Genomic DNA, 16,256 nt, shown 5'->3' with positions numbered 1-16,256 from the left:
AGTTGTAATACAAAATGATATGAACATAATTCAGCTTGAACAGGAGAGAATCAAACTAAAAGAGAAATTAACTTCTCAATATTCTGCACAAGCCAGAATAATTTTTCTATCTAAATATTTTGGCAAAGTCCTTTCGACAAAGAATAAAAATTTTATTAATTCATTCCTGCCTGAATTCATCCCTGAATATATTTTTTGCTTGAAGAATTATACTGTGACAGGGATGAAGCCACAAAATCTCGAATTGTTAATCGAACAAGCTGAGAAAATTAAGGATAACGGATTAACAACCAGCTATCAAGGTTTTACTGAGGTTATTAAAAAATTAAAAGATGAACTTGAAAAACTTCAAAGAATTTTGAGAGGTGAAGCGACTGAATCAGTTGAATCCAAAGCTTATTTCCCTTTGCTTGAAGAAGAAGCAATTAAAGAAACCGGACTTACTGTTGGCATTCTAGAATCAGTATCTATTAAAGTTAATCCTACCAGAGCCAGTGATAAATTTATAATCGTTCCAAGTGAAAATGAAATTGAAGAAAAAATAAGTGAACAGGTTAAACTTTCCTGGATAAATGCAATCAGAATTGCAAAGCAGTATGTTAACAGAGTTCATCCTTTTCACGAAGTGATAATAAGCTTTGATAAGAAAGCTGGATTCTGTAAAGGCAATTCTCTCGGCACTGCTTTGACACTTTCATTTATTGAAGAAATTTTTAGAACCTACAACTCTCCGGTTTCTATCAAAGTTGGTGATGGAATTGCATTTACGGGTGGAATGAATGAGATTGGAAATATAACCAACACCTCAAACGATATTATTAAGCAGAAGACAGAATTGGTTTTCTTCTCGGATATTTCTCTTTTCATTGTTCCGAAGAATGAAGAGTTGCCCGCAAACGAAAAACTTATTGAACTAAAACAGGAGTATCCGAGAAGAGATTTAAGAATAATCGGAATTGAAGATTTAAACGATCTGCTTAACAGGAGAAATATCGTTGAAATAAAAAAGCAGCCGGTTATTGTTAGAACGGGAAAGTTTGTGAAGAAGAATTGGATAAGCGCAATAACAACTTTTTTGCTTGCTATACTTTTTGCTTATTTGTTTGTAATGGATTTTGATGATAACCCATTTACATATACTCTTGATGGCAGATATGCTTTTATAAAAAATAAAAATAATAAGGTGCTTTGGCGCAAAGAAAAAATGATTGAGCCTGATCTAGCAAAGTTATCCAGACATACAAAACAATATATTTTAATAGCAGATGTTAATGATGATAAAAGAAATGAAGTCTTGATACAAAATACCGCTGGTAATGAAATTATTTGTTACAATTATGATAAAAAAATAATCTGGAAACATAGTTTTGAAGATTTAGTAAGCTCAGAACGCGAAACGTTGAATAGTGAATACAGTGTTTACATGCTTGATACACTAAAATTTAAGAATAAAAAATCTCTGTACTTAATTTCTAAAAACGGACCATCATTTGCTTCAGCTATATACAGAATTGATGTAACTAATGGTAAAAGTCTGCCGGGAACATTCTGGGCATCCGGGCACATTATGGATTGTATTATTAAAGATATTGATAATGATTCTAAACCGGAAATTGTTGGTGCAGGTTACGAAAACGGTTACGAAGATTTGGTTTTCTTTGCTTATGAAATTGATACACTCACTAAATCAAGACCGACAACGAATGAATATCTTATAAGAAATTTTCCAATATCTGAAATGAAAGCATACATAAGATTTCCTAAATCAGATTTTGATAATTATGAAGAGGGTAATAGAACACCCCAGTATTTAATTAGTAGTTTTATAAACAATTATAAAAATAAAAAATTTCAATTTGCAACACGATTTTCTTCTCGTAATCAAGATGTGCAAATAGGTTATGACGTAAGTTATAACCTGAAAGATATTAATATTGTAGTTGGCAGTGATTTCCGTGTAGTTCGCGATACTCTTGTTGCACACGGATTATTAAACCCACCTTATACAGATACAGAAGAGTATAAAGAGTTACTAAAAAGCAAAATTCTTTACTGGAAAAATGGCAAATGGGTGAAGAAAGAGGAATTAGAATAAATTAGAGATGACATCTCAATTCGAAATGCCATCTCTTTATTTAGGGCGTATTATTTGAGAAGGATCATTTTCTTTATATCAACAAAATCTCCCGCATTTATTCTATATAGATAAACCCCCGATGATAATAATGAAGCATCAAACTCAACATTATAATATCCTGGTTTCATCATCTCGTTTTTCAGTTCACGTACTTTTTCTCCAAGTATATTGTAGACACTTAAATTTACCTGAGCTTCTTTGGGAATTGAGAAACTTATCGTTGTGTTAGGATTAAAAGGATTTGGATAATTTTGTTCTAAGCTAAAATTAATTGGTAACTGATCAGAATAATTCCCATTAATTATTATTTTATTAATTCTTGAATCACTAATTAAAATTTCATCACCATCATTAAGTGTTTCATTCAAATAATTTCCATTAATCATATCTTTAATTTGTAGATCAACGCCGTCAACTCTTATGGTTATAGGGTATTCTGCACCTGAAATACTAATTATTGCCGATTCATTCTTAAGACTTTCCAGCATTAAATCAGATGCAAATCTGATATCAAACGCTTCTTCAGGCGGCATTGGAGGAAGAACAAATAGTTCTCGATTTGCATCTTCATTAAAATATAATTTCATTTGATTCCCCGAAGCATCTGTGAATGTTATGTTAGCCCATTCAGAATGTAATTGAAAAGTGGTTTCTTCTTTTTTTGCTAATTGTGAATTTAATAAGATTATTCCATCAGCATTAGATTTTACCCAATATCCATTTCCTGGGGAAAGTGTATCTGTCATATAATAGTTTCCGTCATAACCATAGAAAGGGGATGCAATAATTCCAGGGGGGATTGTTGATATCTGGGATACAGGAACAAACTTATCCAACACTCCTATAAGATTCCATCCTTGTTTTACATTGATAGAATCACCAGTAATTAAACCACAAATGTCAACATTTTGAGTCTCATCAAACTTTAGCCAATAACCTTTTTTTGGTGCTAAAGTATCACTGACAATATAACCTTGACCTGGAATGAACCAATATGCAGGTCCAACAGCTGTTGGGAATAATTCTGTTTTAAGTTTTTGACCAGTAGTAAATGGAACTGATAAAAGATTCCATCCAGATGAAATGTTTTTATTGAAACACGATTCTATAATGACGGGTATCATCGTGGTATCAATTTGACCGTCACCGTCAAGATCAACTTCCAGCATTGGTATCTGAATATTTGTGTTTAATGTACACATAGCCACAGTATTTGGCTCAATTGCTATGCTGTCAAACTCAAAAGTAATTGTTCCTCTTGAAGTATCTGAATAATCTTCAATAATATAACTGAAGAAGCTTGTTGAATCCTGAGATTCAATAACAAATTGATATTCACCCAAACCTTCCAAAGGTTCAAGATAAACGGTTTTAATTTTATCGCCTGTGCTATCCTCATAAATATAATATTCACTTCCCGGAATTTCCTCAACATAAGTTGTATCAGAAGTTGGCCCGGTGTGATTGCCTAAGTTGTCATAGATATGAAAATCTACTGGACAAGCAACAGTTGAGTTTATTTTGTTTGATTTCCAGAAATTAACGTCATCAATTAAGAGACTTGAAGGTTCAGTTTGATTTTTATTCAATTCAAATTTTAGTTGTGCAGTTGTACCCACTAACGATAATGGAATTTCGAATGCTTGCCATTGATAATTCCACTCAAAAGATATTATTGGGACGGAATGGACTAAAGTATTGTTTAAATATATTTCTAATATGTCTGGATTGAAATACCTTTGTATGGGTTCCAAAACTCTTATCCTAAATGATATTTCAGTTGCTGCTGTAGGAATATAAAACGAATTGTGTATCAGATTATTATGGCTATCATCTATTAATGCAGCTGGATTAAAAATACCTCCTCGCTTTGATGTACTACCATCCTGATAACTCCAACCTGGTAATGAGTCCCTTTCGAATATAGCATCATCTCCTTTTGTAAAATCTCCATTAAACAATATGGTTTTAGGTCTATACTTTTGATCATTACTTATTGGAACTAAATCAGATTCAATTGATGAAATGTTTGATAAAAATCCATTTCTGTTTCTTGAATAGTAAAAACCTTGAGTGGAACCTTGGTTATCATACCATCCATTTCTATCAATGACAGGTCCATTGCCAAACTCATCAGTATTGACCAGAGTATCAACTGTTCCAAAATACCATGTATGAACTAAGCTATGTGCATCAAATGGATTCAATATAAATAATAAAGTTAAATTGTTGTTACTTGCGTTACTTGAACTGTTTAATCCGGGATAGTCATTTAAACCAATAAATAAAGCAGTTGGCAAGAATTGATAATAATTGTCTGGATACTGTACTTTACTATTAATTCCTTTCCAACCGACTATTCCAATTCGACTTAGGTTATGCATAATATTCCAAGAATTAACTTCGTCATCATTCATCGCGACAGCTACATTTAGCCAAGGATACCATTTTGTCCAATGCCCTGCAGGATGTGGATCTAATGTCGTCATATGAATCTCCGGATCAAGGCTTATGTCAGTTATCATCCCATTATCTTTCCAATAGATTAATCTTTGAATAGTTTCACTATTTACAACACAACCTCTGCTAAATCCAATAAAATGTAAGTGACTTAGTAAAAAAGAATAGTCTTTTCCAAGATTTACCAAAGTTGCAGCCAATACATCAGCAGCTGCTTCAGCATATCCATGTTTATTTACTGCTGATTCTAAAGTCCAATCAAAAATGAAAATATTATCTTTGTCTGGATTAATTACTCTTGAAACTACATAATTATTTAGAAGGTAATCTATTGTACTATTACTGTATTGGTTCAGCGGAAAATGGAATTTCTGGTTAGTTAAGTAAGGTAGAAAATCAACTGACATTTCTTACCTCAATTCTTTTCAGTTTGGCTTCATTAAGTTTCATTTCTCTTAGCTCTAATTTTTCTTCAACTCTGCTAAACAGAAAATCTTCGGGAGTTAAATAAAACAACGAACTGTGAAGTCGTTCAGTATTGTAGTAATCAATATAAGAGGAAATCTGTTTACGTGCATCATCAAGATTTATTAAAGAAGATTTCATTAAGCAGTCCTGATGAATAGTTCTGTGGTAACGTTCAATCTTTCCGTTGCTCTGAGGATATGCAATAGAGGTTCTGATGTGCTGTAATCCAGCTTGCTTCAGATATTCAGCAAAATCTTTGGAAATAAACTGAGGACCGTTATCAGAAATAATTCTTGGTTTATAACCGGGATATTTTTCTAAAGCTCTCTGCAAGGTTATCTGAACATCAAATTGCTGCATATTCTGCCTAAGCTCGTGATGAACAATATATCGGGAGTAACCATCAATAACAGAAATAAGAAACAGAAACGTTCCGTGATAATTAACGTACTTAATATCTGTATGCCAATGCTGATGAACTGCTGCTGGCTGATTAAAGCCATCTCCTTTAGAAGATCGTTTAACTTTATTCCATCTGTTAAGCAGCCCTGCTGCTTTAAGAACTCTGTAAGTAGTAGCCGGAGATACAGCAGCAGCATTATCATCAATCATCATATAAGTAAGCCGTCTGTAACCTTCACCCGGATGATCTTTAGCATAACTGATAATAGTTTCTTTCTCCCAATCAAGGCACCCAATGCCCTCTGGGAGTTTTACCGTTATGGTTATTAGAGATTCCTTTTCTATCAATCCAGGAATAATATTTACTGTAATTTATTCCTATAAGGCGAATCATTCCTTTAAGAGAAATATCAGCCTTAGCTCTGATGAGATTTATAAAATCAATTACATTATCTCGTATATCCGGTTCAACCCATTGCCCGGTCATATTTCCCCATCTATACTTTTTTTTTATCTATGTTTTCTTTAAGCAGAATAGCAATTGCTTCATCCCGGTCTCTCAGTTTAGATTCAAGTTTTTCTATCTTTTTTTGTTCAATAGTAGTTTGTTTATTATTTACTGCTTTTGTTTGAAAAATATCTTTTGCTCCTTCAAAAAGCTTTTTCTTCCAGTTATATATATCATTGGGGTGAACATAGTATTTTTCTGCAAGCTGGCTGATGGGAATATTGTTTTCAAGAAGTTCTCTAAGAATAAGAACTTTCTGCTCAGGTGAATAAAATTTTCTTTCTCTTTTTGTTTCGGACATTGAAATTTTCCTTTCTGTTTACATTAATACAAATTTAGGAAATTCCATTTCCGTCTGAAGCATTACATTACTATCTATGGCTGCAAATTGTGAGAATGTTGCTTCAATAGGATAGACATTTCCTTTCCTAATTAAGTAAATATCTCTGTTATCAGAAACTGCATCTGCCATTGCAAATTGCCAACGAAGATGTTTCCATTTGGTTTCAGTTATCGGATTTATAGGGAAGATTAGTCCGTCACCTGTAAATCCGTGGGTAATAATTATTGTGTTTAATTCTCGACCTGTCCAACCATTTTCATGATACAGTTCTTGGATTTCTGTTTCGGTCAACGCGCGATTATAAATACGAGCATCATCAATTCTTCCATGATAGTAATCAGGAAGGCCAGGCATATTTCTACCAAATTCCAGTGGTAGATCATTTACTTGTATATTACCAGAAAAGGTAGTTTGGCCAATAAAAGTACCGTTTTCATAAAATTTTATTAATTGGCCCTCATAAGTTACTACAAGGTGATACCATTCATGTAAATTGAAGTTATGGTAAATAAAATTTGCAGTATTACCTATATTCAAATCAATTAAATTACCATCGGTACAGTTACAATAATTTAATGTATATTGACCACTTTGATTTAGCTGGTCTGATTTAGTTAAAAAACAATTGTGTAAATCATACGCTTGTTCTAAATAAAACCACAAAGATATACTAATAGAATTGGTTGGTGAAGATAATGAAGCAGAATTTGGGACACTCACGTATGAATCAATTCCATTGAAAAATACTGTAGCCCCTTCTTGTCCAAAGCGATCAGTAAGAAAATTTGTATTAAATCCGTTCCCGGTATTGTTATATCCACTTTCATCAAGATAATTGCCATCGAATTTATAATGTGCAACCAAACCCTGTGATATGGTAGAACTATATAATTGATAAATTTCCTGATTCGTCAATGCTCTATTATATAACACAAGTTCATCCAACTTCCCGATTAAGTAATCGTTTGTTGATCCAGGAATATGTCTTCCGATTTCTAAAGGCAATTCATCGGAAGTTATAAATCCTGAAAAGTTTAAAGTCTCTCTTAATGAACCATCGATATAAAATTTGGCTTGGTTACCATCCCAAGTAAAAGCGAGATGATACCAGTTATCAGAAATCAAATTATGAGTGAAATAGTTACCACCATTACCCGTCCAAAAATTTAACGTACCATTATTATTAATTTCTAATGAATATTGCCCATAAGACGATGAAGTATTTGACTTAGCTAAAATTGGTGCCCATCCATTAGTCCATTCATCTAAATAAAGCCAAAATGCTATTGATAAAGATGTGCTTGGTGATTGTAAAGATGGAGAGTTTGGGACAGATATATATCCATTACCATCAAATGAGCAAGCTTGTCCAGTAACTCCTTGCACCCAATCGCAACCACCAATTGTTGCTCCATTATTTCCATTCCCACTTAAATCATTAGCATTACCGTTAAAAGGATAATATGCAATTAATCCTTGGGTTGGCTGTGCCAGAGTTATTAGTTGTGTTATTAAAAGTAAAAACAACATTGTTAGAATTATTTTCATGCTACACCTTTCTTATTAGTTATAAAATTAGATTTGATTGTTATTAACTGTATAATTGGAATAACTTATCTTTCGGAAAACCTCTCTCAATAAAATCAAATTTTTTTATAATGAAGCCCTCCTTGCCAAAGGTATCTCTTTCGGGAAATCCCCAAGGGAGAAATTAAATAGGGATTACTTTATTTGCCCTTTCTTATAATAATTGAAAATTTCCAACTAAAGTTTTAAGGAAATGAATGGAAGAGATAATTAGAAGAATTACTTCGGATCCTGAAAAATGTGGAGGACAGCCTTGCATCAGAGGTATGAGAATTCGTGTATCAGACATACTTGAACTTTATTCTGCTGGTTTGTCAAGTGAACATATTATTGAAGAAATGCCTGATCTTGAACAAGAGGATTTGAAAGCTGCATTGATTTATGCAAGTCGTAAGATAGACCATCCGATTATTGCTGCATAAGAGTATTAAAATAAAATTTTTAAAATGAACGGAGTGCAGGGAGAATGAATATTAAGAAAGATTTAGAACGGCAGGTTTTTAATTCTGGTTTTATCCGGCTCTATGATGATAAGAACACCCTTAAGTAAATCATTATTGAATGTATTAATTACTGGTAGAAGCTGAACAATTTGCTTATCAGGCAACATTGAAAAGTGTCGGAACAAAATAACAGAAGGAAGACTTTACTTCCATTGAGATAAGATATATCCGAAGTCGGTATCAGCAGAAACTATAATTCTTTCTTCTTTATAAGCTCTTTGAAAAATTTGCTCATCGCTTGAGGTTTGCATTCTAAGCTCTTTAATGAACTGAATCAAATCCTGCTTCATTCAATTGAATAGATAATAAGGGGGACAAATTATTATCAATCAGAAACTTCATTGCACAGCTAAAGGTAATTCTCTGAATCTTATTAACTCACCTTACGCAAAATGGAGAGATGACATCTTTTTATAGATTAAATAAGCACTTAAATTGGAATGTCAATGTTACTTTTGTTTAAATATTTAATAAAAAATAAAGATGTCATCTCTTTGCTAATTGCTTTTCTGCGTAACATCAGTTATTAATTCAGAAGCAAAGCTTAGGACTTCATTTATATCTTCACGTTCTAATTCGGGATGCTCCTTTAGAATGTCGTCTGCATTCCGTCCTTCAGCCATCATAGCTAATATTGTAGCGACAGGCATTCGTAATTCTCTAACACAAGGTTCCCCTCCCATCTTTTGAGGATTAACGGTAATTCTAGGATATTTTTTCATATTGATATTCCTTTTTTAATGCAAATATAATAAATATTTGATGCGTTGATAAGCGCAATAAAATTCAGATTTGGCTTAAAACTTACTAAATTTCCTACAGTAAAATGGAAAAAGATTACCGAATTCTGCAACTACTCCCATCTCTGGATTCTCAGCAATCTTTGAACAGATTGATTGAGATATGTTATAAAGTAGCATTGAACGTGCTTCGGTTTAATTATAAAAAAGTACATAATATTATTTTAAGAGATGAACTTTCTTTGGATGATGTTGCAATCGATTCGATAGCTTCTCTTTTTTTAAGTGATGAAAATGGAAAGTTTACCACAATTACATCTGCATTCAATTCCTGGCAGCCGCCAATTAAAACTGAAGATGATGCGTTATACTTTTTAAATAAACTCATTCAGAAAAGAGTCGAACAGCATATATCGTTTATATTAAGAGAATCCGACCCTATCTTTTCAAAAATTATGGATTCAGCTAATTACCTGATCAAAAAACACGATTATAAAAAAGCCAGCTATCTTGGTACTATTTATATTATAAATTCAGATCACAATGAGTTAGGTGGTAAAAATATTCCAATCGATGAGTTTGAAAAGTTACCGCCGGAGTTATTTACAGATAAGATCAAATTATTTAGCAATTTATTTAATTACATTTCAAACGATACTGATTATTCTTCAGCCATTCCATTCAATGCACTGATATATAAACTTAAAGAATTAAACATAGCTCTTTACAAAGTCAGCGAATCAACTGAAGAACAAAGCGAAACATTTGAGATTAATACTGTGATTAATCTTGCGGTAGAAAATACTTTTAAGAAATTGAATGAAACTTATTTGACAAAGGGAAAGTTGTCTGAAGAGGAAGTTAAAATATTCAGAAGAACAATTAAAGATATGGCTGAAGATTTAAAAGACGGCGGAGTTAATCCGGGATTGTATAAATATCTATCAGTACATTTTGATGGGCTAACAGAAGAATGTTATAAGCAGAAATACCATAACATTCTCGAATATTTATCAAAATTACTGAAGCAGAATATCGCTGATCAGTTAATGGAATAATTATTGCACTCAATATTATTTCCGAATCATCAGGTTTTTCAAATATATAGCAATTAAGAGAACAATAAATAAATATGAAGATGCAGTTAACAGAAAAAGATATTTTCAATTATGTTTTTTATCCGGAGTTAATTTCAAAGGAGAAGAAGGAATTTCTGATGAACTCACAAGATTTTAATAATGAGATCGAGTTTTATTCTTCTTTGAAAAATTCTTTGATTGATGAATTGCCGATTGAAGTTAAGCAAAAACTTGCATCGAGAATTGATAGTTATAAACACCTTAATATTATTTATCTTTATCCGGTAGAAGAGCACTTCGCCCAAAGAAAATCAAATAACCTTGTTCTGGCAGCAGCATCTGAAGAAGATAAACCGAAAGTATCTGCTAAAACATTTTATGATGAAGACAAAACTTATATCATCAAAGTAATCAATTATGAAAATAGTTCCAGAGTATTTGTCTTTTCGACCCAGTACGAAATAATTAAAGATTTTGAGTTGAAAATTCTTCCGCAAAATTTATCATATCATTTATCGGATAATTCCAACCCGCTCGAATTGAACTTTAACGTTGAACCTGAATCAATCAGTCTTGAGTTTAATCTAACTAAAAGAACTTAGTTTTAATCTCTCAACCACTTTCCTTAATTTGAATCTGTCAAATTTTTAATTGTTAATTTTTCATTTTTAATTGGTATGCAATACCGTCAGGCAAAAACAGGCAAGTTAATGATTGAAATCCTTCCGGATAGGTGTGACTTCTGCGGATGTTGTGTTGGAGTTTGTCCCGAAGATGCAATCGAATTAAAAGAAGCAGAAATATTTATTATCGATCCGCGTTGTACTAATTGTGCCAAGTGTGTTTGGAGTTGTCCTATAGAGGTTATTAAATTTAATCGAGAAGGGGTTATGGAGTAATCAGCGAAAATCTGCTCAATCAGCGAAATCAGCGTTCTATTAAAAACAATGGAACGCAGATGACGCAGATCAAACTGATTAACCCAGATGATGAAAAAAGAGTACGACATAATAGTAGTTGGAGCCGGACCAGCCGGAAGTATGGCTGCTCGTTTTGCTGCTGAACGAGGTGTTTCTGTTTTGATGCTCGAAAAAGATAGAGACGTTGGATATCCTGTTCGATGCGGAGAAGCAATCAGTAAAGTTGGTGTTGAAGAATTTATTTCTTCCGATGATAAATGGATTGCTGCGAAGATCAGCAAGTTTTCATTTAATGCACCAGATGAAACAGAAGTAATTCTTGATTTCGGAGAAGCAGGTTATGTACTTGAACGCAGAATTTTTGATTATGAACTTGCGAGAACTGCCGCAGATGCAGGTGTTGAAATTCTCACTCGTGCTTATGTGAATGACTTGCTGTTTGATGATGGAAAAGTATCTGGTGTTAAATATGAATATCATGGTGAACAAAAAGAAATCAAAGCAAAAGTTGTAATAGCTGCAGATGGAGTTGAATCACGTGTTGGTCGCTGGGCAGGACTCGATACTTATATTGATTTCCGTGATATGGAAAGCGCTGTTCAAATTACTGCGGCAAATATTCCTGTTGATCAAAACACACTCTATTTTTTCTTCGGGAAAGATGTTGCACCAAATGGTTACTTCTGGGTATTTCCCAAAGGACATAACAAAGCAAATATTGGACTTGGTGTCAGCGGATTAGTTGGTAAGAAAAAATCTGCTCAATCTTTTCTTGATGATTTTATGAACAAGCATTATCCGAATGCACCTGTTCTGACAAAAATTGCTGGCGGAGTTCCATGTGCAATCACACTTAAAAAAATTTCTTCTCCGGGAATTATGCTTGTTGGTGATGCAGCAAGACAGGTTAATCCTTTAAGTGGTGGAGGGATTGCTTCTGGAATGATCGGCGGAAAAATTGCCGGAACTATCGCAGCCGAAGCAATCAAAATGAACAAGCTTGATCATATTTTAACTTACGACAAAGCCTGGTCTGAAAGACTTGGTAAACGTCACGAAACCTTCAACAGGATTAAAGAAGGCATATACAATTTTTCGGATGAGAAGTTTAACAACATTGCACACGCCTTCAATAAAATTCCTTATGAAAAAAGAACGCTTGGAAGATTATTCACAACCGCATTATTTAACCAACCGTCACTTCTTGTTGATATCGCAAAAGTTTTTGTTGTTTAATCATTTCCATTACTATCACTACGAGCTAAGGTATCAGTTAAAGCTTTATTTTCCATCCTCTAACAAAGAAAGCCCCTCACTTAATTTCTTTGCACGTTTTAATATTGAAATAAATTCATCTCTGTATCCATATTTATCATCACCCAGATTATTTTCTGCAAGTTCTTCAATCATTTTATAATCGACTTGACCTTTGAACTTACTATCTCGAAGCAGCATTGCGAAACCTGCGACTGCAGAGCTGAAATTAAAATTTTCAGAGAGCGAATCTGGCGAAAATATTCTATTGTAAACAACAGATGTTATCAACTTACTGTTAGCTTTATCAGGAAGTTTAAATCTTAATTTCAACGTTAGTAATTCATCTGAGTCCTTAGCTTCGTTAGTTAATTTACTTGTCTGATATTTCAAATCTTCATACTCATTTGATATTAATCTTACTTTAGCAGGTACTATTTCATACAGAGCCGTTACAGTATGTCCGGCACCGAGCTCGCCGGCATCTTTTTTATCATCAGCAAAGTCTTCTTTTTTCAACAAACGATTCTCATAACCAATTAATCGATACTCTTCAACTTTGAAAGGATTGAACTCAATCTGGATTTTAACGTCCTTCGCAATTGTAAACAGTGTTCCCATTAAATCGTGATCAAAAACTTTTTTAGCTTCGAGAATATTATCGATATAATAATAATTGCCATTGCCTTTGTCTGCTAATTCTTCCAATCTTCCATCTTTATAATTATCCATTCCGAAACCGAGTAGTGTAAGGAAAATTCCTTCATCTCTTTTTTTCTTCAATCATTTTAACAAGTTCCGAAGTGCTGGAAACACCCACATTAAAATCACCATCGGTTGCTAAAATTATTCTGTTATTACCACCAACAATGAAATTTTCTTTAGCAATTTTATAAGCCAGTTGTATTCCGGCACCACCGGCTGTTGAACCACCCGCATTTAACGTTTCAAGTGCAGAAAAAATTTTATCTTTCTCATATCCATAAGTTGCCGGAAGTACAAGTCCGGCAGAACCAGCATAAACAACAATTGCAATTTTATCATTTTGTTTTAAGTTTTTTACAAGAAACTTAAATGCTTTCTTTACAAGTGGAAGTTTATTTTCTGGCACCATCGAGCCTGAAACATCCAGAAGGAAAACAAGATTGCAATCTGTTCTTTCTTCATCCATCAATTCTTTTCCCTTGATGCCAACATGGAGCAGATAATTATTTTCATTCCATGGACAAACACCGAGTTCTGTAAATAACGAAAACGGATCTTCACCTTTTGGTTGAGGATAATCATAATCAAAATAATTAATAAATTCTTCCACTCTCACTGCATCTTTTGGCGGAAGTTGTCCGGCATCAATAAATCTTCTAACGTTACTATATGATGCTGCATCAACGTCTATTGAAAATGTTGATAGCGGATTGCTGAATGCATTAAGGAATTCGTTTTCAACAATTGTGCTGTACTCTTCCGTATTTGATGGTCCAGATTGCAAGCACTGATTAAATTCTGCTGAATAACCTCCGACTTGAATATTTGTTCCTTCAATATAATAAAGTACTTCACTGCCTCGACCACCGCGTATATGCAGAGTTTGAATAAACTCTGAGTTTGTGACTTTACATGAATTCGTTGAATATTTGTTCGTAGTCGGCTTTGATTCAACGACTAATATTTCTGATAAATTAAAATCAGTTTTGAGTTTTATCTCAATAAATAGACTATCAGAAGCTATTACTTTGACATCTTTAATTGTTTGTGAAGAGTAACCAATATAAGATGCTTTCAGTTCATAGATTCCCGGGGGAACAGATTTTATTTTAAAGAATCCTTCGATGTCAGTTGCGGCACCCCAATTTGTGTTTAATATTATGACATTAGCACCGATTAAAACTTCTCCGGTTTCAGCATCGGTAACCTTTCCGGATATAACACCACTCTTTGCAGAGATAGTCGATATAATTAATAAGGCGAGAAAAGTAATTTTAGTAAACATGTTAGCTCCCTGAATGTTTAATTCAAATGTAATCGGAAGATGCAGGCAAATCAAACAGGAAAATCTGGCTGGAAAATTTTTAGTCGGAAATTTTTAGTTCTTATGAGATTACATAAAACCATTTATAAACAAATAACGGTAAGATAATCCAGTTGCATATTGTGTTTGATCATTTCCCATTATTCTTTCATAAATTGATATTGTCGTTAAATATTTTTTAAAACAACAATTTCAAACATATTAAATTTCAGTGCCAACTTAATTTCTGTTATAAGTTAGAATTATTTTTTATTATTGAAGTATGTTTTTTAGAAAAGAAAGCAGAGGATTGTCGTTAAATCTTTGGTCAAAAAGAAAAAAAGTGCAGGTTTCAACTTTGATGAAGTCTTTAAACATTTCGATGATTTATTTTTCTGGGTTGAAGATGCAAATGATTCGTCCATAACGTATTCTGATAACTTCTTAGCTGTTACGGGTTATTCAACAACTGAGTTGAGTGAACGTGGCGGCTGGTTATCAATAATTGTCGGAGATGACGTAACATCGTACCGGAAATCTCTTGATAAATGGCTTCTGAACCCTGAAGGAAAAACTATAAAGTTAGATTACCGGATAATCAGGAAAGATGACAGGATCATTAATGTATCTGAGAAAATTAAATTAGTGTCAGATAAGAATGGGAAAGTCATAAACAAAATTGGAGTGATATCTGATGTTTCGGAATACATTCAGTCAGTAGAAAATTTGAAGATTGAAAATCAGCAGCTTGAGTTAATCAATTCATCCAAGGATAGTTTTCTGTCCGTACTTTCGCATGATCTTCGTGCACCATTTACAAGTATTCTCGGTTTTGCGGAAATTATTCTTAACGAAACAAAACTTCCTGATAAAGATAAAGCTGAGTATGTAAAATTTATTTATGATTCTTCAAATAATCAGCTCAGACTCATTAACCATCTTTTTGACTGGTCTCAAATACAGACTGGTAAAGTAAAGACAGATATACAGAGACTCCACGCTTTGAATATTACGTATGTATGCATATCCTATCTGACAGCACAGGCTTTTCGAAAAAATATAAATATAAATGTCAACATTCCGGATTCATTTCATATTGATGCTGACGAACGGCTGGTAACAAAAATATTTATGAATATTATTAGTAATGCAATTAAGTATTCGCATGAAAACGAATCGGTAGAAATATCCGCAAATATTTACAATAATAATTTCACTGAATTTATTATTAAGGATAAAGGCGTCGGGATTTCAGAAATTAATCGCGATAAAATTTTTAATATCGGAAAACTTTTTTCTACCGAAGGAACCAAAGGCGAAAAAGGAAGCGGACTTGGTCTTATACTTTCAAGACTTATTGTTGAAAAGCACGGCGGTGAGATATGGTTTTTTTCCACTGAAGGGAAGGGAAGTGAATTTCATTTCACTTTGCCATCTGCAGAAAGCTATATCCTGCTTGTTATTAATGACGCAGAAGCTCTGCAAGAGATTGAAGACGGAGTTAAAAATAATTATCCGAATCTTCAGATTCTTAAAGCTGAAAATGGATTTGAAGCGATTGAAATAATATCTTCTAAATCACCATCACTTGTAGTAATTGAACACGATCTTCCATTAATGGATGGTCTTCAACTTATAAAATCAACAATCAACAAGCATAAAAACATAAGGATTCCATTTATTGTTTTTATTGATTCTGCTTCAGAAGACGTGGTTAGTGCTTATCAGGAACTTAATGTTAAAATAATTAAGGATAAGCCGGCACTTACTGAACTTCTCAATGATAAAATTGAATCTCTGATATTTAGTTAGTAAATAAGCCTGAAAAAATGACATCAGTTTGTATA

The 16,256-nt window shown here is 33.2% G+C and carries 12 protein-coding genes and 2 pseudogenes; 7 read left to right on the top strand and 7 right to left on the bottom strand.

The genetic code is table 11. The features are described from left to right. The first annotated feature begins 19 nt into the window (after positions 1-19). Positions 20-2,095 carry a hypothetical protein gene (locus HND39_04670; GenBank protein ID QKJ95628.1) on the top strand — a complete coding sequence of 692 codons (2,076 nt, stop codon included), beginning with the start codon at positions 20-22 and terminating at the stop codon, positions 2,093-2,095. Between the two features lie 50 nt (positions 2,096-2,145). Here the strand turns inward: HND39_04670 and HND39_04665 are convergent, their stop codons facing one another. The 4 genes and pseudogenes from HND39_04665 to HND39_04650 form a co-directional block, all read right to left on the bottom strand. Then, positions 2,146-5,004 carry a T9SS type A sorting domain-containing protein gene (locus HND39_04665; GenBank protein ID QKJ95627.1) on the bottom strand — a complete coding sequence of 953 codons (2,859 nt, stop codon included), beginning with the start codon at positions 5,002-5,004 and terminating at the stop codon, positions 2,146-2,148. Next, positions 4,994-5,861: pseudogene (locus HND39_04660) on the bottom strand (IS3 family transposase). Before HND39_04660 ends, HND39_04665 begins: the two are co-directional and overlap by 11 nt. 103 nt (positions 5,862-5,964) lie before the next feature. Beyond that, entirely contained in the window at positions 5,965-6,276 is a 312-nt protein-coding gene (locus tag HND39_04655) for a transposase (protein QKJ95626.1), read from the bottom strand. An 18-nt stretch (positions 6,277-6,294) separates the two neighbouring features. Then, entirely contained in the window at positions 6,295-7,866 is a 1,572-nt protein-coding gene (locus HND39_04650; protein QKJ95625.1) for a LamG domain-containing protein, read from the bottom strand. Between the two features lie 236 nt (positions 7,867-8,102). On the opposite strand from HND39_04650, the gene HND39_04645 reads away from it, so the two are divergent. After that, complete coding sequence (locus HND39_04645) at positions 8,103-8,327, top strand: DUF433 domain-containing protein (protein ID QKJ95624.1); 225 nt, start codon at positions 8,103-8,105, stop codon at positions 8,325-8,327. 224 nt (positions 8,328-8,551) lie between these two features. On the opposite strand, the gene HND39_04640 is transcribed toward HND39_04645, so the two are convergent. Together HND39_04640 and HND39_04635 are read right to left on the bottom strand one after the other, a co-directional pair. Beyond that, complete coding sequence (locus HND39_04640; GenBank protein QKJ95623.1) at positions 8,552-8,659, bottom strand: DUF5615 family PIN-like protein; 108 nt, start codon at positions 8,657-8,659, stop codon at positions 8,552-8,554. A gap of 246 nt (positions 8,660-8,905) precedes the next feature. Beyond that, positions 8,906-9,130, bottom strand: a complete 225-nt coding sequence (locus HND39_04635; GenBank protein ID QKJ95622.1) for a DUF433 domain-containing protein — start codon at positions 9,128-9,130, stop codon at positions 8,906-8,908. A 104-nt stretch (positions 9,131-9,234) separates the two neighbouring features. Here HND39_04635 and HND39_04630 point away from each other — a divergent pair, with 104 nt between their 5' ends. The 4 genes from HND39_04630 (at position 9,235) to HND39_04615 (ending at position 12,383) form a co-directional block, all read left to right on the top strand. After that, positions 9,235-10,206 carry a hypothetical protein gene (locus HND39_04630; protein QKJ95621.1) on the top strand — a complete coding sequence of 324 codons (972 nt, stop codon included), beginning with the start codon at positions 9,235-9,237 and terminating at the stop codon, positions 10,204-10,206. 74 nt (positions 10,207-10,280) lie between these two features. Next, on the top strand, positions 10,281-10,829 hold the full coding sequence (locus HND39_04625) for a hypothetical protein (protein ID QKJ95620.1): 549 nt from the start codon (positions 10,281-10,283) through the stop codon (positions 10,827-10,829). Positions 10,830-10,937: 108 nt separating this feature from the next. Then, positions 10,938-11,126, top strand: a complete 189-nt coding sequence (locus tag HND39_04620; GenBank protein ID QKJ95619.1) for a 4Fe-4S binding protein — start codon at positions 10,938-10,940, stop codon at positions 11,124-11,126. A gap of 87 nt (positions 11,127-11,213) precedes the next feature. Beyond that, a complete protein-coding gene (locus HND39_04615; GenBank protein QKJ95618.1) occupies positions 11,214-12,383 on the top strand; it encodes an NAD(P)/FAD-dependent oxidoreductase in 1,170 nt (389 codons plus the stop codon). Between the two features lie 45 nt (positions 12,384-12,428). Here the strand turns inward: HND39_04615 and HND39_04610 are convergent. After that, positions 12,429-14,391: pseudogene (locus HND39_04610) on the bottom strand (DUF3520 domain-containing protein). Positions 14,392-14,733: 342 nt separating this feature from the next. Between HND39_04610 and HND39_04605 the strand changes: the two are divergent. Then, the gene (locus HND39_04605; GenBank protein QKJ95617.1) at positions 14,734-16,221 is read left to right on the top strand and encodes a PAS domain-containing protein; all 1,488 of its coding nucleotides are present in this window, start codon (positions 14,734-14,736) and stop codon (positions 16,219-16,221) included. Positions 16,222-16,256: the final 35 nt, after the last annotated feature.

This window comes from Ignavibacteriota bacterium, assembly GCA_013285405.1.
GTDB lineage: Bacteria > Bacteroidota > Ignavibacteria > Ignavibacteriales > Ignavibacteriaceae > IGN2.
The sequence above is the reverse complement of the archived record's forward strand: the minus strand, read 5'-3'. Positions and strand labels throughout refer to the sequence as shown.